The sequence below is a fragment of the Cohnella baijiui genome (assembly GCF_020731285.1).
In the GTDB taxonomy this organism is placed as follows: domain Bacteria; phylum Bacillota; class Bacilli; order Paenibacillales; family Paenibacillaceae; genus Cohnella.
This window is the reverse complement of the sequence record NZ_JAJFOW010000003.1, coordinates 99313-119896: the sequence shown is the minus strand read 5'-3', so window position 1 is coordinate 119896 and position 20584 is coordinate 99313. Positions and strand designations below refer to the sequence as shown.

19 protein-coding genes are annotated in these 20584 nt (G+C 47.2%); 3 read left to right on the top strand and 16 right to left on the bottom strand.

The window, feature by feature from the left end:
• Positions 1 to 260 precede the first annotated feature (260 nt).
• The 8 genes from LKX83_RS04145 to LKX83_RS04110 all read right to left on the bottom strand — a co-directional run bounded on the left by LKX83_RS04145 (position 261) and on the right by LKX83_RS04110 (position 7970).
• Entirely contained in the window at positions 261 to 2687 is a 2427-nt protein-coding gene (locus tag LKX83_RS04145) for a TOTE conflict system archaeo-eukaryotic primase domain-containing protein (RefSeq protein WP_227880898.1), read from the bottom strand.
• 245 nt (positions 2688 to 2932) lie between these two features.
• Positions 2933 to 3187, bottom strand: a complete 255-nt coding sequence (locus LKX83_RS04140; protein WP_227880897.1) for a hypothetical protein — start codon at positions 3185 to 3187, stop codon at positions 2933 to 2935.
• A gap of 170 nt (positions 3188 to 3357) precedes the next feature.
• Entirely contained in the window at positions 3358 to 4542 is a 1185-nt protein-coding gene (locus tag LKX83_RS04135) for an MGDG synthase family glycosyltransferase (RefSeq protein WP_227880896.1), read from the bottom strand.
• Positions 4543 to 4548: 6 nt separating this feature from the next.
• On the bottom strand, positions 4549 to 5241 hold the full coding sequence (locus LKX83_RS04130; RefSeq protein WP_227880895.1) for a DedA family protein: 693 nt from the start codon (positions 5239 to 5241) through the stop codon (positions 4549 to 4551).
• Complete coding sequence (locus tag LKX83_RS04125; protein ID WP_373238407.1) at positions 5228 to 5911, bottom strand: YkoP family protein; 684 nt, start codon at positions 5909 to 5911, stop codon at positions 5228 to 5230. The genes LKX83_RS04130 and LKX83_RS04125 overlap by 14 nt, the downstream gene beginning before the upstream one ends.
• A 128-nt stretch (positions 5912 to 6039) precedes the next feature.
• Positions 6040 to 6726, bottom strand: a complete 687-nt coding sequence (locus tag LKX83_RS04120) for a hypothetical protein (protein ID WP_227880894.1) — start codon at positions 6724 to 6726, stop codon at positions 6040 to 6042.
• Positions 6719 to 7597 carry an ATP-binding cassette domain-containing protein gene (locus LKX83_RS04115; RefSeq protein ID WP_227880893.1) on the bottom strand — a complete coding sequence of 293 codons (879 nt, stop codon included), beginning with the start codon at positions 7595 to 7597 and terminating at the stop codon, positions 6719 to 6721. Before LKX83_RS04115 ends, LKX83_RS04120 begins: the two co-directional genes overlap by 8 nt.
• 7 nt (positions 7598 to 7604) lie before the next feature.
• Positions 7605 to 7970, bottom strand: a complete 366-nt coding sequence (locus LKX83_RS04110) for a GntR family transcriptional regulator (RefSeq protein ID WP_370639019.1) — start codon at positions 7968 to 7970, stop codon at positions 7605 to 7607.
• A 347-nt stretch (positions 7971 to 8317) separates the two neighbouring features.
• Here LKX83_RS04110 and LKX83_RS04105 point away from each other — a divergent pair, with 347 nt between their 5' ends.
• Together LKX83_RS04105 and LKX83_RS04100 are read left to right on the top strand one after the other, a co-directional pair.
• Positions 8318 to 8545: a (4Fe-4S)-binding protein gene (locus LKX83_RS04105; protein WP_227880892.1), complete on the top strand. Its 228-nt coding sequence runs from the start codon at positions 8318 to 8320 to the stop codon at positions 8543 to 8545.
• Between the two features lie 5 nt (positions 8546 to 8550).
• Positions 8551 to 8829, top strand: coding sequence for a GNAT family N-acetyltransferase (locus tag LKX83_RS04100; RefSeq protein WP_227880891.1), 279 nt, complete (start codon positions 8551 to 8553; stop codon positions 8827 to 8829).
• A 94-nt stretch (positions 8830 to 8923) separates the two neighbouring features.
• On the opposite strand, the gene LKX83_RS04095 is transcribed toward LKX83_RS04100, so the two are convergent.
• The 8 genes from LKX83_RS04095 to LKX83_RS04060 form a co-directional block, all read right to left on the bottom strand.
• Entirely contained in the window at positions 8924 to 9598 is a 675-nt protein-coding gene (locus LKX83_RS04095) for a response regulator transcription factor (RefSeq protein ID WP_227880890.1), read from the bottom strand.
• Between the two features lie 118 nt (positions 9599 to 9716).
• Positions 9717 to 11441, bottom strand: coding sequence for a thiol reductant ABC exporter subunit CydC (gene cydC / locus LKX83_RS04090; RefSeq protein ID WP_227880889.1), 1725 nt, complete (start codon positions 11439 to 11441; stop codon positions 9717 to 9719).
• A complete protein-coding gene (gene cydD, locus LKX83_RS04085) occupies positions 11438 to 13171 on the bottom strand; it encodes a thiol reductant ABC exporter subunit CydD (protein WP_227881117.1) in 1734 nt (577 codons plus the stop codon). Before cydD ends, cydC begins: the two co-directional genes overlap by 4 nt.
• A 75-nt stretch (positions 13172 to 13246) precedes the next feature.
• Entirely contained in the window at positions 13247 to 14260 is a 1014-nt protein-coding gene (locus LKX83_RS04080; RefSeq protein ID WP_227880888.1) for a cytochrome d ubiquinol oxidase subunit II, read from the bottom strand.
• A complete protein-coding gene (locus LKX83_RS04075) occupies positions 14257 to 15624 on the bottom strand; it encodes a cytochrome ubiquinol oxidase subunit I (protein ID WP_227880887.1) in 1368 nt (455 codons plus the stop codon). Before LKX83_RS04075 ends, LKX83_RS04080 begins: the two co-directional genes overlap by 4 nt.
• A 310-nt stretch (positions 15625 to 15934) precedes the next feature.
• A complete protein-coding gene (locus LKX83_RS04070; RefSeq protein ID WP_227880886.1) occupies positions 15935 to 17611 on the bottom strand; it encodes a M56 family metallopeptidase in 1677 nt (558 codons plus the stop codon).
• Between the two features lie 9 nt (positions 17612 to 17620).
• On the bottom strand, positions 17621 to 17974 hold the full coding sequence (locus tag LKX83_RS04065) for a BlaI/MecI/CopY family transcriptional regulator (RefSeq protein ID WP_227880885.1): 354 nt from the start codon (positions 17972 to 17974) through the stop codon (positions 17621 to 17623).
• A 224-nt stretch (positions 17975 to 18198) separates the two neighbouring features.
• Entirely contained in the window at positions 18199 to 19086 is an 888-nt protein-coding gene (locus tag LKX83_RS04060; protein ID WP_227880884.1) for an AraC family transcriptional regulator, read from the bottom strand.
• 217 nt (positions 19087 to 19303) lie between these two features.
• Between LKX83_RS04060 and LKX83_RS04055 the strand changes: the two genes are divergently transcribed.
• Positions 19304 to 20059: an SDR family NAD(P)-dependent oxidoreductase gene (locus LKX83_RS04055; protein WP_227880883.1), complete on the top strand. Its 756-nt coding sequence runs from the start codon at positions 19304 to 19306 to the stop codon at positions 20057 to 20059.
• The last annotated feature ends 525 nt before the right edge of the window (positions 20060 to 20584 follow it).

Genomic DNA, 20584 nt, shown 5'->3' with positions numbered 1-20584 from the left:
AATTTACCTAAAGCTGTATGTTGAGTACCGTCAAGGACTTAGGCATTCCCTTTATTTATCGATTCGATGTAATGATACTACCGCTTCCACAAGCATCGTATGCGGAAACATATTGGCACGGGATTTGATCTGCTGCAATCCACAGAAACCCTGATTTGACAGTCTTTTTGCGGATGGACTTCTGTTCTTGATAGCTTCATTCCGATGGTTTCTGTTAATGTTTTACATCAATTTCACATCAACATCAATCCATTGGACCATTAAGTGTTCATACCATGATATCCCATCACTTGATAGCCTTTAACCCTTTTCTTATACATGCTCATCAACATCGGAACTTGAAAATCAATATAATCATAAATCTGAACATCTTGTTTACTTTGGTGTACGCGATGAAGCCGGCCTGCATATTGTTGGAGCGTCCCTTTCCAAGAGATGGGGTGCACCAAAAACAATGTATCTAGCCGCGCATCGTCAAAACCCTCACCAATTAATTTGCCCGTTGCTATAAATACTCGTTCCTCAGAATCAGGTATATTTGCGATCTGCTCACGTAATGCTTCGCGCTGTTTTTTTCCCATTCCCCCGCGCATTACGAACACATTCTTAGCAAAGCCCGTTAACCTATTCTCAAAATAATCCAGATGTGCAGTACGTTCGGTTAATAAGATTGGCGACCTACCTTGTTCTAATACTTTGAGTAAATCATCAAAAATTAAGTTGTTACGTTCTTCATCTTGCATCAGTAGTTGATAGACCTCTTGAATGCCATGCGAGCTTACACTTGCCGGCAGCCGGAAATTGGTGTAGCGCGGAACTACTTTATGTTCAATTCCACGAGCATGCGCTTGTGACTTTGCGTCTATTTTTATCCGAATCGGACCGCATTGCATTACGACAATCGGCTGATGTCCGTCTTGCCTCGTGGGAGTTGCGGTTAAACCTACAACATACTTGGCCTTCGCCTTTTTTAGCACTTGTTCGAAGCTAAATGCCGAAACGTGATGGCATTCATCCACAATAATTTGTCCGTACTCTTCCACGTATTCCTGTACATTTCCCTTTTGATTCAAACTTTGAATAATCGCAATATCCACGATTCCGGTTCGTTTATTCTTGCCGCCACCAACGATGCCAATATCCTTTTTATCGAGATTCAAAAAAGTGCTAAGCCGCTCCCTCCATTGGTCCATTAGTTCCCTTCTATGAACGAGAACCAATGTATTTACTTTTCTGGAGGCAATGATTGAGGCAGCTACTACTGTTTTCCCAAAGGCAGTTGTTGCCGACAGAATTCCTGTATTATGCGCCAACATGGACCTGGCTGCACCGTCTTGTAACATAGACAGCGTTCCGATGAAGTCAACATCAATTGCATTTCCGGAATTACGTTCTTCTGAAATGATTGTCTCGATTTGATGGACATTCATCAATTCCAACATCATCTCAAAGCAGCCTCTAGGTAAGGCGATATATTTTGAAAAATCCTCGTAACACCCGATAACCCTGGGCTTTCCGTACGTGGGAAGCCTCATAGCTTGTGTCTTATAAAAATCCGGGTTCTGAAATGTAGCCAAATTTTGAAGCTGCTTGATGAACGTCGACGGCAAACCTTTTTTTTCGATATAAATCATATTAGAATATACGACGTTAACTTGTGACAGTAGTGGATCCGGCTTTACCGTTGAACGCCCTTGAGCCTTTGTTTTTATCCAAGGCTGCTCGTCCTCGTCAGTATCGTTCCAAGTGCCAATACTAAGTAAAGAACCTTCTTTTGTCAGTTCATAAATTAAATTCTGAACTCGGTCTATTGAAAGCTTTTCTAATCCTGAAAGATATCTCCACTGATCCTCATAGGGTCGAAAAGTCTCGTCTACAAATACACTATTTCCATCTCGACGCGGAACTCCCTGCAGAGGAAGTGCAATTAAATTCCCAAAACCACCTTTCGGGAGAGTATCTTGATTTGGAAACAATCTATCATACGAATCTAATGAAATCTGATACCGACGCTCCATTGTCTTCGTTAATATGGCACAACCCAATTTTCTTGCGATGACAGCCTCTAGAGGTTGATTAAAAAAGAACCAGATATGTCCTCCATTCCCCGAACGTGATCGCTCAAGCGCGGCGGGAATGTGCCATTCCTTACAGGTTGCCAACACCGCGGCGGCATCTTGCTGCCAATTTTGCTTATCGAAATCCATGGCAATAAACCAGCAGGTCTCATCTTGTAGCATAGGGTAGACACCAATTGTACGATTCGATTTAGCATCAAGATGCCGAGCAATAATTTCATCCGACAAAGGATCAAATGCTTGATGTGTACATTCTGAGCATTTGACTTGTGGCTTTTTGCAAACAACCGTCCACTCATTCTGGCATGCGGGAGAATATCCTGATTTGCCGGCTTTATTTACCCATTTGACTGGATAGACATCCTCTCTCCCACGAAAAAGGGAACGAAATAATGCTATTTTTTCTTTAGCGCTAGACTTTAAATGCACATGGCCTATAGACGCTTGTTCCTGCTCGTTAGCAATTTGAGGTAGTGAGGGTACCCGAGATGTCGAGTCCTCAAGATCCATATAATTTGATAATTGGAGCCTCAGGGAACGATTCTCCTGTTTAAGATCCTCTATTTCATTCAAAGCCCGAACAAGTTGCTGCTCCAGGTCATTACTCATAACTTCTCCAGAAAATAATAGGATTTGGTCGTATCACTATTCTATCATAGGGTCTTAGGTATATATAAAAAACCGGCTCTCCAAATAGTAGAAGAGACGGTTTCGTTAATATTGACTCAATATTTAAAAGTGGAATTCCCAATTCTGGACGAATTTCATGTCTGAATCTCTAGATACTAGTGTAAACTCATGAACCATCGCTGTCGCTATAATAAGGGCGTCCCAGGGTTTTCAGCTTTCGTCCCTTATGCTCCTTGCGAATAGTTCCGGCCAACCCAGTCCTCACGCGATCTGTTTACTTCTTCAAGAAGTTCTTTGCCTCGTTCAGGTGTCAAGGTACCGGCTGCCTCCAAAAGATCATCAATCGAGTAATCATCCTCTTGAGCTTCCACTGTCTGCTTCTCGAGGTCAATCAATACACGAGTATTATTTATGTTGAGTTTTGGAAGGATGGATTTTATTGCACTCGCAGCTTGTTGATCCATTTTTTTGGGGATCATTTGTATCCCTCCATTGCCACACATCACATGATTACATTCATTGTAACATGCGTGATGGCATTTCAATAACTTCCATTCTCTCAAGGTGTGGGGAACCCAATTTCTTGGGATGCCTGTTTCAATTTCACATTTGCGGCCGAGTGTTCAGAAGGAAACGTTACCCGCGAAGATTAAGCCTCGGCATAGGCCGACTGGAAATATTCCTCCCGCAAAGGGATCGTTACGGTCCTCGTTCCCAGAATCGCTTGAAGCGCGTTCAACGCAGGCGCTTCCGGCTTGAACATCGCAGCCCTCGACTTCATGGCGCCCAAGAGACTCGGATTCTCCAAAATGCGTACCATCCGTTCCATCAGCTCCGCTTCGTTTCCGGCTTCTATCGCCGCGCCCGTCCCGACAAGGTAATCCGAGTTGTCCTTCTCTTGGCCGGGAAGCGGTTTATACAGCAGCATCGGCAATTCGAGCGCCAACGCTTCCGAAGTCGATAACCCGCCCGGTTTCGTCACGATTAGGTCGGACAAGGCCATTAGTTCATGAACGTAATCGATATATCCGGTGACGAGCACCCGGTTTCCGGCACGGTCGGACATCTCCGCCAGCTCCTGCTCCAGCTTGCGATTGCGTCCGCATACCACGATGAACTGAACGCCCGCGGGAAACTGTAGCGACTTCAAGTCTTCGACGAATGCCTTATCGATCATGCCGAGTCCTCCGCCCATCACGAGCACGGTCGGCAACGAACGGTCCAGTCCGTGACGCTCCCTTAGCCGTTCGCGATCGAGGCTTTCGCCGTAACGCAAACCGATCGGGATCCCGGTCACTTCGATTTTCGTGTGCGGGATCCGTTTGCGCAGAAGCGCTTTGCGCACGGGCTCGGAAGCGACGATATACCGGTCCGTATGCGGATGGATCCAGAAATTATGATCGGTATGGTCGGTGATTACCGTGACGGTGGGAAGCTCTGTAAGCCCTTGAGTCTTCAGCATGGACATGGCGGCTGCTGCCGGAGGAAAAGTGCTCGCTACGACGGTAGGCTGCACGTCCCGGAGCAACTCGACCATTCTCTTCAAGCTGTAAGACCTCAAGCCCTTGATGAGATCGGAAAACGAATTGTCCCCTCGCGTCTTCCGGAACAGATAGCCGTATAACGACGGAAACTTCTTCATCCACTGCTCATACAAGAATTTACCGACCGAATGGAGATGCGGATGCGTCCATTCCATATAATCGACCACTTCCACCTGAACGTCCGGACCGCCGGCCAGGGCCGCCTCCGCCAGGGCGCTGGCCGCTTGCTTGTGCCCGTCCCCGAGCGATCCTGATAATATCAGAATTTTCTGATTTCCAACGTTCTTCAACGGTCATCACCTCTCTAACATAGAAAACATATAAGCGCCTGCCATGGAGAACAGTCCCCCGATGAGAACCATCAGCCATCTTCTCCGTTCCATCGCGTTCATCCTGGGGTCGCTGCGGTTCGCGAATTTGGCATACAAGAGACAGACTCCGATCAGCCCGGCTACGTACAGCAACGTTTCCTTGCCGTATTGGGACGTAAGGATATGAATTTGTTCCCATTTCGTTCCGAGGAGCCGCCCGCCCACAAGAAACGTCACGACCCAGAATAAAGCTCCGGAGTACGTGTAGATGGCGAACTTGCGATAAGGAACGTTCAGCGCTCCCGCCAAGTAACCCGTAAAATGCCTGACACCGGGAATGAAGAAGGAAAAGAATAGCAGCTTGCTGCCATATCGTTCGAAGGCATCCGTCGTTTTGGACAGCTTCTTGGCGTCAAGAAAAAACTTCGGGCCGAATTTGCTCAGGAAAGGGTAACCCAGTTTGCGGCCGATCCCATAAGTGACGGTCATGCCGATCGACGTGCCTCCCCAGCTTAAGAGAAGGGCGGGCAGCAAGTGAAGCTTTCCTTGGAAAGCCATGTATCCCGAGTACCCCATCACCAGCTCTCCGGGAAACGGCAATGCGATATACTCCAGCAGGAGACCGATGAACAGCGTCAGATACCCATACTGTTCCAACCACCACTCAATAATGTGCATGGACTTTTTCCTGTTCCAGGGGAATCGCCTTGGCAACGGGAACGTTCTCGAAGGAATCGGTCATCCCGCTAACAACGGAATCGTTTCTCTCATGCGGCAGCAAAAAGCGTTTCCTTAACGAATCCCGGGTATGGACGAGCATGATCGGCACCAATTTCTCTTTGCGTCTGTTGATCCGTCTAGATCCTTCCGGATGCATGACGGACAACAGCAACCGCAGGTAGGACGTCGACAAACGCTCGAAAATACCCGATTTCACCTTGTGTTGTTCAAAGCCGAGTCCGTGCGTGATCCCGCGGTGCAGCAGCGTAATGCCGACCAAAGCTTTGATCTGCGACATTTCCGGACACTCTTCCGTGGAGCGTGCGATTTGCTTCATCGAATCGGATGCCATGCGGGCTACCCGGAGAGCCGCGCGGTCCGATCCCCGAGTCTGGAGCAAGTCCAGCACTTTCCCGTTGTCCAAGTGCAGCTCGCCGATCCAATCGCCGTCCTGAACGCGCGTGCCGTCCTGACACAAGATGCTTTCTCCCCGATGTTTTCTTACCATGACCTTGCAGATTCCGAAATCCGATGCATATACGCTGCGTAGACGCGACAGCAGTCCGAAGCCCCTTTCCCACATCATCCAGAGGGGCCGTATGATCGATTGGCGTATGAAATCATTCACTGTACGTCATCTCCTCGTCTACCCTATCCACTTCCTTCATTCTAACCGATCGAACCCTACGGACGCCCCAACCCGGGGATGAGGACGTTCGATGGCCTTAGGTCGAGGTTATCCGGCAAGCAAGTCTATTAGTAGAAGCTTCTTTTTCTCGTGAACAACCAACCGCCCGCCAGGAAAGCGAGGATTAAGACCAGTTCCAGCCCGAATCCCTTCCACAGCGAATCGTTGAACAGCAGCGTCTGAAAGAAGTCCGCCACTTTCGGCTGGAGCGTGGGCACCGACGTGCCGATCGGGATGGCCGCGATCAAGACGACCCAGAGGATCCAGCCGGCCACGTGCCGCAATCCCGAGAACAACAGCGACAATAGGGACATCAGCAGCATGTAGGTTCCAAACTGATAGACGAGCACGCCCAGCACTCCGAATTGGTCCCAATGGAAAATCTCGATGATGTTGAACGTGCCCGTGTAATCCCGAATGATTCCGACTTCCAGCTTCCACCACAGCAGATTCGCTATCGCCGCTGCGGCTGCCCATATCGCGTAAATGGTCAGCAACCCGACATAATATTCTTTGCGCGTGGCCCCGACATTGAGGATTCGTTTGAAGAAACCGGCGGGAAGTACGCTTCCCACGAAGATGAGGCAAATGACCAGTTGATTCATGGGTGACACTTGGGTGCTATCTTCGCTGCCGACCGATAAGAATACGATAAAGTTCGCGATAAAGCCCGCCCCTACAACAGCCAGCACGCAGAGCAGATAGATCCGAAGCTGCAAGAACGATGCCTTCCAAATGGCCAACGATTTATTCAACGTGCCCGCTCCCCTCGATGAAATAAGCAAAAAATTTCTGCAAGGGCAGCCCATCGACCGAAATGCCCATTTTGCTTGCCTGCAGCCGCTCGTCTTCTCCGATCCTGTCGTATACGGCCGCCAAGCTGCCTTTCCCGTAAGACTCCTTGTAGATCACGCGTTTGCCTCTCGTGAATTGGTCGAGCGCTTCATTGCTGCCTGTCAGCATGAAAGACTGGGTCCGGATGTTGTCCACGTCATCGTGCAGGAGGATGTTGCCGGCTTCCAGAATATAGACGCGTTCGACCACTTTGGAGATCTCGTCGATCAGATGCGTGGACAGCAGGATCGTCCGCGGATTCAACGCGTAATCTTCCATCAGGACGCTATAGAATTTCTCCCGCATCAGCACGTCAAGTCCAAGTACCGGTTCATCATAGATCGTAAGCGGCGCTCGGCTCGCCAGTCCGACGATATTGCCGACGAGCGACTCCATCCCCCTGGAGAGCTGCCGCATTTTTTTGTTCGGGTTCAGCTTGAACGTACGGACCAGTTCATTCGCGAAATCCCAATCCCAGTTCGGATGGAACGCGGAAGCGATCTGCAAGATCTCGATCACCTTGGCTCCGCCGAAATGAAAGTTCTTTTCCCGGATGTAACACGTGTCTTTCGGCGTTTCCCCCGGGCCCAGCGGCGCTCCGCCGACTTTGATCGTCCCGGAGTCGGGGAAGATGCCGCCGGTCATCATGTTGAGCAGCGTCGTTTTGCCGGCTCCGTTGCGTCCGAGCAGTCCATACACCGTGTTCTCTTCCAATCTCAAGTCCAGTTGGCGCACCGCATCGGTTCTACCATAGCTCTTGTTCAGGTTCGTGCATTCCATCATGACGTTCATCGGCCAGTCAGCTCCCCTTCTTCTGTTTGATCATGTCGATCACGTCTTCGTACGTCATGTCGAGTTTCTCCGCTTCGTCCAGCAGCTTCGAGACCAATTCGTTGTAGAACCGGTCCCTTCGTTTACTCAAAATGATTTTCCGCGCATCGGCCGCCACGTACATGCCCAGCCCTCGCTTTTTATATAGAATCCCTTCGTTCACGAGCAATGCGATGCCCTTCACCACGGTCGCCGGATTGATCTGGAACGTACTCGCGAATTGCGCCATCGAGATGATCTGATCGTCTTCGCGGTAAGTACCGTTCAAGATGTCATCCTCGATCATGTGGGCGATTTGCTGGAAAATCGGCTGCCCATCGTCGAAGATTGCCACCTCTTCACCACCATGCCAGTATGTTAGTCTTGTAACATACTATAATGCCACTTCCAGCAAGTGTCAACACCAAAGAAGAAAAACCGTCAGGGATACGTTCGTTCCCTGACGGTCCTTTGTTGTATTCCTATCCATGTACACCCTTGCAGTATTCGGGATCCATCGCCCCTCGACCTCGTCAGCCAACATGGTTTCAGCCGCCTGCTCCGACGTCCAAACTGACTCAGAATAGACAAGTTGAATTTCTACATCTATACTTTACCCAGTAACGATCATTGAATTACATGAACCATTTCCTTTAACGAGTAGAAAGTTCCGTATTTTCATGATGGAAAGGCGTGTTCAACATGGATAAGAAAGTGTACAAAGGCGAAGAAATCGAAATCTATTTTGATTCGAAGAAATGCATTCATTCCGGCGTTTGTGTAAAAGGGATGCCCGAGGTATTTGATCTGAGCAAGCGGCCATGGGTTAATGCTACGGAATCACCTGCGGACAAGATCGCTGCCCATATCGACACTTGTCCAAGCGGAGCACTGACCTATAAGCTGACAAACAAGACTGATAAGGAGTGAAAGATATGGATAAGGTTCAACATCATGCGGATGGACATCAATTTTATATTCAAAAAGACGGGAAGCTGGTGGCCGAAATGACATATAGTACTACCAGTGAAACGCTCTATATTATCGACCACACCTATGTGGATGAACATTATCGCGGACAAGGATTGGCTGAGGAGTTAATGTCTGAAGTTGTTAATTATGCGCGGCAGAATAAGATCAGGTTAATCGGGCTTTGTCCTTTTGCTAAGAGACAATTGGAGACAAGACCGGAATACGCGGATGTGAAATATTAATCCATATATGCAGAAGAAAAAAGGGCGGGTTCAGTTGCTTTTGGACTTGCCTTCCCACATTAACTTCTCATTCGTTAATTCCGTTCCGTACGTTTTATATATTTCTTTTTTTCGAGCTTACCTTAGACATAAAAATTCCTTTATCGGCCGCATAAGTGACAAGCTGAGTACGATTCGTTAATTTCAACTTAAAAAAAATATCATTCAGTATAAGTCTAACATTATTTTCCGGTAATACCAACCGGTCGGCGATTTCTTCGATCTTGAATCCTCTGCACAGATTTCTTAATACTGCCGTTTCCATTGCGCTAAGAATGGGTTGTTCTCCATGCGGGATATTCTCAGTAACAAACTGCTTTAAAATTTGATATCCAAGCTCTCTCGGCAGAGTCGCATCCTCGATCAAGAGCGATCTCAGATACTCGTGAAAGGAAGCAGGGTGCACCGACTTGAGCAAGTAACCTTGCGCCCCGCTTTTCAGAGCTTCAAAAAAATGCTCAACGTCAGCATTTTCTGCTATCAATACGATTAACATTTGGGGATTCATCTTTTTCATTTCTTGAATGGTTTGTGTACCCTTCATATCGCGCAACTCTATCGCAACAAGCGCAAGCTCCGGCTTTAATGAAGCGGCGAGTGATATCGCATCCCTTCCGCAGCCAGTTTCCGCTACGACCTCGAATAGCGGGTCCATCTCCAGCAGGTATTTGATCCGCTCTCTATGCTCTTGCAATGATTCTGCAAGCAAAACTCTGTTTATTTGGCTCACCGCTCCACAGCTCCTTTATGGAACTTCAACCCTATGCCTGTTGCTATTATCGCGTTTTATGGGTCTAGTCGAATGGCCCGAAGTGGTTATTTTCCTCGAAGATTATGACCATTCCGTGTCAATGGGCTTCGCCGATTAATTGTAGCTCCATTTGTTTCATTTTATAAAAATAGCCGTTTTGCTCCATTAACTCTGAATACGATCCCGTTTCGATGACCCTTCCTTGCTCCATGACGACGATTTTGTCCATTCCTTCCAAACCGTTAAGCCGGTGGCAGATCAGTAGAAGCGTATCTTCGGATGCTTGTTCGTATAGGTGTGTCAAAACACGTTGCTCTGTCACATAGTCCAGCGAAGACGTCGGCTCATCCAGCAGCCATAGCTTCCCATTGCGAAGCATGGCCCGCGCCAGGGCCAAGCGTTGTTTTTCGCCATCCGATAAATTTTCTCCCTTTTCGTACACGGGGTCCGTTAATGAAGTGGTCGGCAATTGCACTTTAGCGAGGATATCCAACAGGTCGCCGTCCGAATGGTCCTCACCATCTATGAGCAAGTTATCCCGGATCGTTCCCCGAAAAAAATGGCTTTGCTGCAGCACGACATTAGCCGTTTTCCAAATGCTCGACTCCTCCAGCTCTTGTACCGATATGCCGCTCAGTCGCAAATCCCCGGCCGTCGGCGTACGCAGCTTGAGCAACAACTCCATCAGCGTAGACTTTCCTGAACCGCTAGGTCCGACAATGGCCGTTTTGGATCCTGGTGGAATTTGCAACGATAAGCTCTTCAACGCTGGCCTCCACTCCCCTTCATATTGAAAGGAAACGCCGGATAACTCAATAGAAACGGCATGGTCGGCATTCAACGTGCGACTTGGCTGCAACGGCTGCAGGGTGGGAGTTAATACTTCTTCCGTCAGCCGCTTGGCTGCATGTTCGCTATCTTGCTTGTATGCAGGCAACGTGGCCATAGCCGCTGCTTCTTCAAATACGGTTAGTGAGGCCATGACAAGCATAGCCAGATATACGCCGGCTAGCGTTCCGTCCGATATCAGATAAGCACCCAGCGCCAACACCCCCCAGGAAATCAGATACGTGACAAAGGCATGCATCGATTGTCCGCGTAGCAGATGTCCGGCCTCTCGCTGCTGCTCGACTGCCAATGCAGCGGAAGCTTGGCGAAGTTGCTGTTCCCGCTGCGCAAGCTGCCCATAAACTTTAAGATCCCGGAAACCATACAACACCTCTGTTACTTCCGTAGACAACAGCGCCCGCTGCTTGCGAACATGCCCATTGATTTTCCGATATCCTAGCAGTACGATTCCCGGCACGACCAATACGGTTCCCAGCATACCGAGTAGCATCAAGCAAGCCATCCAGAAAGAAAAGGAGGCGGTAGCCAGCATTGTCGTCAAGAACACCATGACTACAATGATCGGCGGATACGCGACGCGTAAAAAATAGTGCTGCAAACTCTCTACATCCCCAACGATTCGCGCAAGCAGATCCCCGCTTCGGTTCTTATTTAAAATGCCTGGCGTTAAAGGAATGAGCTTGGCAAAGAAGGATGATCGCAAACGGCTAAGCATAGAGAATGTCGCTCGGTGGGAATATATGCGCTCGCCATACCGACTCACCGCTCGAAGTAAACCAAGCAGCTTGACCAACGAAGTAAGTACGATCAGCGTATAAAGCGGAGGTTCAAACACCGTTTGCGAAATCAGATATCCGCTCGTGGAAAAGAGGACCACACCAGCGATGCCGGCGACAAATCCGCCTAAAATGGAAAGAATAATATCTTTGCGCTCCCGAATCATAGCTTGAGACAAAATAGCCAACTCGTTCATCCCGGCACCCCTTTGCGTTGGACATCGACCATCTCTGCATACGCAGGCAGGCGTTTCATAAGCTCGTCGTGGTGTCCCGAGCCCGCTAGGACGCCATGGTCCATAATCAAAATGTTGTCCGCATGTCGAATGGTATACAATCGGTGAGCCGCCGTAATCATCGTCGCCGATTTTGCCAAGGTTGCAATCGAACGTTGCAGGATGCCCTCGGTATGAAGATCGAGTCCGACGGTCGGCTCATCGAACAAAATAAGGGAGGGTCGCTTCAAAAAAGCCCGCGCTAAGGCAAGTCGTTGCTTTTCCCCACCGGAAAGTCCTCTGCCGCCTTCGCCGACGGGGGTATCAAATCCCTGCTCCAGTTGGGATACAACCTTCGAAAGACCCGCGTCCGCAGCCGCCACCTCAATTTCAGCCCTGGTGACCTTCCGCCCGGCACCGATCGCGATATTATCGGCGAAGGTACCTGCAAAAATGTAAGGATGCTGCGTAATGTAGCTAATATGTTCGAACCATGTCGTCTCATTCTGTGGAGTAAGCGGGTTTCCATTCACTAAAATGGTCCCCGATGCCGGTTTTAGCAATCCAGCAATCAGATGGAGCAAGGTTGTTTTGCCGGATCCGCTATGACCGACGAGGGCAATATGATCTCCTGGTCCAATTGTGATCGAACCTGTATTCAGCTCAAATGAGTCAGGTGCATACTGAAACCGGACATTGTCCAGTTCAATGGAGGGCGGCATTGGAAACCACTTCTTCGGGAATGTCGGGAGCGCTACCGGCTGATCTTTCGGATCGTTTCTATCGTTCGTGTCCGCGAGCATGGTTTCAACCTTGCGAATCGCCCCCATACTGGTTCGCCCATTATGAAAAGCTGTGCCCGAACTCTTTAGTAAGCTGTAAAACTCGGGCACGAGCAACAAAACAAAAAAGGCCGTGTGAAACGACATCGATTGGAAGACAAGCAGCTGAATGGCCAGCTCGAGAGCAACAATTCCGATGCTCAGCATCACAATCGATTCCAGCATGAGGGTATTCGTAAACGCAATCTTCAAAATATCCATTGTGGCATCACGGTATCTTAAGCTACTGCGTTCGATTTCTTGCTGCTGACGGCGGGCCCGTCCGAATATTTTTAACGTAACGAGCCCTTGAAGGGAATCTAGAAATGTACCGGCAAACTCGGCCAACTGCGCATACTTTTCTTCTGATTTATTTTTCGTTTTCAGCCCCACCAAAATCATAAAAATCGGGATAAACGGAGCCGTAACCAGCATGATGATCCCTGAATGGGCATGTTGGGTAAACGTAACGACTAGAATCAAAATGGGGATCATGACCGTTTCCACCATACGCGGCATGTATTGACTGAAATAGCTATCCGCCTCATCCACAGCATCCAGCGCCATACTGACCTTTCCCCCCGTTTGCCCTCGAAGAGAGGAAGGCATGGAAGCAAACGTAAAATTCTGAAGCACGGCTGCTCGCATATTTTTTTTGGCGGTTGCTGCCATTTGCAAACCAACCGTCCCGTTCCCATATGACAACAGTGTACGTATCGCCATCACGACCAGTAGGATGCCGAGCAGTAGGGCAACCGATGAAAAAGATGCTCTCTCCACAAAGATCCGCTGGACGGCTTCAGCCAGCAATGCAGCCTGACTTACAATGGCGGCGCCTAGTGCGAGCGAGATGAATGCCAGGTAAATGAGACGTTTGCGTTGGGCGGTCATCTGAATAGCGATCAAGCTTCGTTTCCCCCTCACCCAACTCAACTCCTTTATGGTAATGGCCTGCGAGTAATCGGCCTATTTTTTCCCTTTCACGTAATCCGCATCGAACAGGAACAGCTTGAAAACCAAAATAAGGGAAGGAATCAATAGACACATGCCCCCGATAAATACGACAACCAGCGCGAAGCCCATTGAGGATGAGGTGACGCTGTTCTGAATCGTAATGTAGGGATCCAGAATATAGGGATACTGCCCAATCCCGTAAGCGAAAAAGGCGCAGAAAAATTGCAGCATGATGCAAACAAATGCTAGCCCATAGCGACGGCCGCGGTATAACAGCCACATCGCAATCATGAAAAAGGCAACAGAAAGCGCAAGCAGCCACCATAAATCCATCATATTTTGATAATGCCGCTCATTGTGTTGCCCCAAATAGATAAAGGCCGTCAGGGCGATAATAATCGCCGGTGTGCTCCAGAACAGCGCATAGGTCCGCATAAGCTTTAGCGCAGCGTGATCCTCTGCCCGTGAAGCGTAAAAAGCCAGAAAACAGGCGCTAATAAACAAGACAGACACAATCGCCAATCCAACGATGCTCCATGACAATGGATTGGTAAATAAAGCCCAGTAATCCAGAGAAACCGTCTGATCCTGCTTCAAGATAAAGCCGCCTTCAGACAGGGCCAGCGTCACGGACAACGAAGCCGGGATCAGCAAACCCGATGCGCCGTACAAAAACAGATAGACGATATTATTTTTGGAACCATAGTTTTCAAATGCATAAAACGAACCGCGAATAGCAAGCAGCACGATTGCAACACTCCCCGGAACAATCAGTGCCGAGCCGTAGTAATAGGCTGTATCCGGAAAAAAACCGATCATGCCGATGTAGAAAAAGACGAAAAATACATTTGTGATCTCCCATACGGGTGACAAATAACGAGAAATCAGACGATTGATGAGGGGGTCCTGCTTGGTCAAGCGGGCATAAAAGGCAAAGAAACCGGCTCCAAAGTCAATGGAGGCTATAATAAGATACCCGTACAAAAACAGCCAAAGTACCGAAATCCCAATCAAATCGTAACTCATCGGGCATGCGCTCCCTTCCCTGTCCTCTTGTCGCCCGCATGCTGCGCCCACTTCTCCATCTCGGTTTCTGCCGGATTATTGTTGAATAAGCGCCGAAGTACAAGAACGCTAACCATGCCTAAAACGATGTAGAGAAGAAGGAAGAGGAAAAAAAGAATTCTCACGCTTGGCGATGACGTCGCCGCTTCTTCTACACGCATATATCCTCGTAAAATCCACGGTTGCCGCCCCAACTCGGCGTAAAACCAGCCCAGCTCGACTCCCAGGAATGCGAGCGGCGCGCCTAAAGCCATAATGCGGAGTAGCCATTTGTTGTGCTCATTGCGTTTTTTCCATAATGCAAATAGGAAATACAGAACGGATATGCCCAATAACGCAAACCCGATGCCAGCCATCAAGTCAAAAAAATAATGCACAAGGAGCGGAGGTTGTTCATCCGAAGGAAATTCGTTCAGACCTGTTACTTTCGCGTTAAAATTTCCAAAAGCCAGGAAGCTGAGAATCTTGGGCAGGTGAAGTGCGCCTATAATTTGATGCTCGGCATTAAGCCATCCTAAAAGAATCAAATCCACGCCGCTCTCGGTCTCAAAATGCCATTCCGCAGCAGCCAGCTTCTCCGGTTGATGCTCGGCCAAGAACTTGGCGGATACATCTCCTGCTACCGTGTTTAGCAGTCCGAACAACATGACAACGGCCATCATAAGCTTTAGCGCCTTTTTGTGGTATCCAGTGACCCCTTTTCTAAGCATCGTAAAGGCCGCAATGCCTGCTAGCAAAGCCGCTCCTGTTAAGTAGGCCGAGCTTAATACATGGAACACTTTGGAGAACGTCGCCGTATTCAGCATCGCTTGCACCGGGTTAACGGCTGTAAATTGTCCGCCTTGCATCGTAAATCCCCCGGGTTGATTCATAAAACCATTCACAGTCGTGATAAAAACAGCGGACATGCCTGCCCCTGCGACAATAGGGATCGTGAGCAGCCAATGAATGTAGGGGTTCTTGAACCGATCCCACGTATACAGATAAATGCCTAGAAAGATAGCTTCAAAAAAGAATGCAAACACCTCCATGAATAACGGAAGCGCAATAACGTTCCCCGCCAACTTCATAAAATTCGGCCACACCAATGCCAATTGCAGCGAGATCGCCGTGCCCGTTACGACACCGACCGCGACGGATATAACAAACCCCCTTGCCCACCTCTTAGCCATCAGTGTGTAGTGAGCATCTTGCTTGCGGATGCCGATGAACTCGGCAATCGCGATCATGAGAGGGATACCGACACCCATCGTCGCGAATATCGCATGGAACCCTAGTGTCATTCCTGTCACCAGCTTGCTCCATAGTACCGTATCCATTCCCATTCCTTACTGCCCCCCTTCCAAAGCGATTTGTAATTTGAGTTGATTATATCTCTGTCCTTCAGCAGTTCAATCGCGGTCACATCTTCTCCCTTAATCGTTCAACAATGGAACAATTCTTTTTGACAACTCGATGAAACATGCAAAAAAAGCTCGATCGGGCTATTGATCGAGCCTGCTTATCATGATAACTTTATCCGTTTCGATGTACCCCTTCGCGATTACGTTTGAATTTCAAGTTTTCAAAAATGAATAGACGCCGATCATTTAGACCGACGCCGATTGGTTCTTCATAAAGGACGGCAACCCACCTTTATTTCGACACGATAAAGTTAGGGAGATTTTTTTCAAGATACTTCATTCTTTCCGAATAATCTTGTTTTGCATGAGTTTCCGAAAGTATATTGTTCGATACTAACAAGTCATAAAATGATTTCAGCATCTGGGCTGATATAGCGGAAGTAATCATCATTCTTTGACCGTCGATCAGAACAGAAGATATTTTTTTAGGCTGTACAAGTTCAATCTGTACGCCGTTCCTGTCGATTATGAAATACATCTCCTTTACATTTTCAAACACTAAATGTTTTACTTCTGCCCCGTTTGCCAAGCGACTCTGAACTTCTTTCATTGAATAGCCCGGAATCGGATCATTTATCAGCAGCCATTTTGCAAATTCTTTTGCATCGATTTCATCTGTATCATATTTTTTCCAAACCGCGCCATTATCTTTGCTTATCTGTATTGTGTTATCCATCATGACACGAAGATATATTTCGTTGTCCATATAAACTGCACGATACTTTGAATCCATAAGGCTGTCTATCAACTTCGGTACATCATATTTCTTGTTGAATGTTAAATCGTGCGGCATTAAATCTGTAATGGTGGCACCTTGAGATAATGCGGGCACAATTTCGGTAGTGATGGCACCTTGAAATAATGCGGGCACTGCTTCGGATGAAGGTTCGGCTGTAGGATTGTCGACACCCGTAGAAGCTTCCGTTTTGTCCAATGCAGAAGTCGCAAAGATGATAACAACACTGGCTACAAGCCCAATAGCGAGCAACGTCGTGGCGATCGTGATTTTCTTGGTTTTCATGATCGATATAATCCTTTCTTCGGTCGCGTTTTTGGAAAAGCTGCTAATCATCGGCGACAAACCGCTTTTCTTCTCTTCCAAACGTACAAGTGCCCTAGCATAAGCAGGTTTCGTGTTTTCCCCAAATTTTCGTATGACTGTTTCATCACAGAATAGCTCGATATCGCGGTTGGCAAGGATATACATGACCCATACAAAAGGATTGAACCAATGGACGCATACGCTAGCGGCAAGAATCCATTTTTTGAGTGTATCGAATCGCTTGATGTGCGTAAATTCGTGGGTCAGGATAAGCGCAAGTTGTTTCTCCTCGTCATAGTCTAAATTTTTCGGCAAGAGTACAACAGGCCGAAAAATACCGTATGTAAGCGGAGTTGAAATATGATCTAGTTGCCTGATTTGAACATCTCGCCATAACAAATTGGAATGCTGCCATTTTCTTATAAAATCGTTTCTAATAGGCACAGCCATTTTGTAGATTTTGCGATACCTTACATGCGGAATGATAAAAAATAAAGCACACAACGTGGAACCAACTAACCACACCCATACAATAGGCGATATTTGTGAAGCCGTCTTCAATGGTACAATCGGCGCGGTCACATGCTCTGTAATTGGTGGCATGATTACCGTAGTTCCATTAATTGATGTTGAACTTTCTGGCGTGGGAATCAATTTTGGCGCTGTAAACATTCTGCTTAAATGTTCCGCTGCCGTAAAAATGCTAAATGGCGATTGAACTGAAACAGGTACAAGCAATTGAATTAATGCAACACCCCAAAGAAACATAAAGGTCATTTTGGGCAGCTTGTGAATAAGCAAAGAACGTAAGAAAATAACGGCAAGAATAAAGACGGAAGCCGAGATACTTATTTGAAGTAACGGCATTCCCTCACCTCATTCCATGCTGTCGATAAGACGTTTCAAGCGGCTAATTTCTTCTGTCGACAGTCGTTTCTGTCCCAACAGTGAAGCAATCAGTCTGTCGGGGGCGCCATCATACATTTTATTAATCAACTCTGTTGTTTCGTGTTCTTGCGCTTGCTCTCGTGTAACAAGCGCATGGCAAACGAAATTAGGTTCCCGTCGCTCGATCGCCCCTTTATCAAGGCATCTTTTGATAATGGTATAAGTTGTAGTCTTACTCCAACCTACTTTTTCTTTTGTAATTTCTGCAATTCTCTTTGCGGGGGTATCGCCTTCTTTCCACAAGATTTCCATAATATGAAGCTCGCTATCGAAAAGCTTCATAACCAAATGAACCACCTCGTTCATATTTATTCTACTGCTGTAGAATCACATATTAACATTCTACTGGAGTAGAATAATTTTGTCGATAGAGTCCTGTAATTTTCTTGCACCAATTTTCCCATCCTCCATGCAGCCCTTCTTGATTGCCTTTGAATAAAACGAAAAAGACGCCGATTATTCGACGTCATTCCATCGTTTCATATCGTCCAAAAATTTCTAACTATCTAATCCCTTGTGCTTTCGATTCTTCTTAGGTTCTCAGTATCCCGAGCTGGAGATGAACCGAAGAATCGAGAGTACTCTCGATTAAATTGTGAGGGACTTTGATAGCCAACATGATATGCGGCACTTGCTACTGGATAGCCCTCAAATGCAATGAGGTTTCTAGCCTCCAAAAGCCTTAATTGCTTTTGAAATTGAATCGGACTTAAACCCGTTGCCCTTTTAAACTGACGGTGAAAGGTATTTATAGCCATACCGGATTTTGTTGCCATCTCGCCAATGTCTATTGGCCTCATAAAATTATCGCGAAACCATTTTACAACCTCGGAAATTTTGGATAAATTACTTTCCCGCAGACCGAATTGCCTCAGATACCATCCTTGTGGTCCCATCAGAACGCGATATAGGATTTCGCGCTCATAAGCTGGTGCAAGAGCTGGAATATCTCTTGATGATTTCGATAATCGCAATAAGCGCAGCCATGCCTCCATAAATTCATTGTCCATTTCACAAGCTGCGAAATGCTCGGAAGCAGTCGGTAACAGATTTTCAGGAAGATCTCTTAATAAACTCTGAAGAACATTCTGATTCAACTTGAGACCAAGGGACATGTAAGGACGGCCATCACGGTCTGGATGTACACTCGCCGTTGCAGGAACATGCACCGGTAACACGTAATATGATGGCCCTTCCAGGTCAGTGCTACGCTCCCCGATTGAAAGAATCTTTGTTCCTTGAACCGTAAGACCAATCATCGGCTCGTAGAGCGCTGCGAGTTGATGAGTGGGGATGTCTCCCTTAATCATACTTAGCCCCGGTACTCCGGTTTCAATCTGTCTAGTACCTGCGCCTTTCATTAGATCAATAATTTCATCAAGGACGTTATTCATGCGCTTATTTTATCACGCGACTTCTTATCCCTCAACACAACTCTGAATTACTTCGGCATTTTTAGGCTCTTTATAATGATAAATATAAAGAATAATCCGGGTTGATCGAAAGTAACGTGGTGTTTTTAGGCAATCAAAAGGCATTTTTAGATCTATATTATTTCCACAGATGCGACTAAAATTGAAGCCAGATCGAACACAAAATAAGGAGGATCTTATGAAAATTGCGATCGTAACAGGTGGCAGTAATGGCATTGGAAAAGCGACGGCGCTTGAGCTTGGCAAGCGCGGAATTAGCGTCATTCTCACATACAATTCCTATAAGGACCGGGCAGAAGCCGTCGTTAAGGAAATTGAGAAGAATAAAGGCGTTCGGGCAATTGCACTGAAGCTGGATCTGACTCGAATATCAACATTCGAAGGTTTTGTTCTAGAAGTGAAAAAGAGCCTCCAAGACATTTGGAACAGAACGACTTTCGATTACTTAGTTAATAATGGCGGTGTCGGTGGGCCAATGATGTTCACTGAGATGAGCGAAGAATACTTCGACATGATTCTTAATACGAACTTCAAAGGACCGATTTTTTTAACACAACAACTTGTCGGATTCATGAAGGATGCTGGAGCTATTGTAAATACCACGAGCTCATCCAAAAACCAATCATTTCCAGGCTACTCCGTTTACGGCTCGTTAAAAGCAGCATTCTCAACTTGGACTCGCTACATCGCCAAAGAACTTGCACCTCGCCAAATTCGGGTCAACGCAGTTTCGCCCGGTCCTACGCACAGCAATTTTGGCGACGGAGTATTCGATAAACATCCCGAATTCATTAAGCCGCTGGCTGAGCAATCTGTATTTGGCAGAATCGGCCAACCCGAAGATATGGCGAAGGTCATTGTGAACTTATTGTCCGATGATTTCGGCTGGGTTACAGCCCAGGACATTGAAGTGTCTGGCGGACATTTGCTTTAAGAAAGAACATTTAATGTGCAGACTGCTGTTTAGCCCGGATAAAAAGGGGTGTCCCATCGTCATTATCATGACTTATGGGACACCCCTTCATTTTGCGAAAATGTGCTTTAAGCAACATATTATACTATAACTTTTGGAGTATCCCGTTAACTGGTTTGTGTCTTCATCATAATCTGGTTTGTCTCGAAACAAACAACTTTGTTTATGATGCCGAATCAACGTACTCTGAAAACACATCCACCCCTGGATTAAAAACTTCATACGGGGCTTGCGGTTCATTCGTCTTCCTAACTATATACAATTCGCTACTTTCCGAAATTATATCTGATTTATAAAAAAAGCGGAGGCTAAAGTATCCACATGCATGCAGTACCTTGTTTTGGCACAGGAATACTTTTGTCGAGAATAATGTTTCCGAACTCATCTTCAAACTCAGGATGAATAGCAAATATTCCCGTCTTTTGAATGTCGTCTCCGTCATATGAAAAATCACAACGCAGGCCCTGAAACGTGGGATTTTTTCTC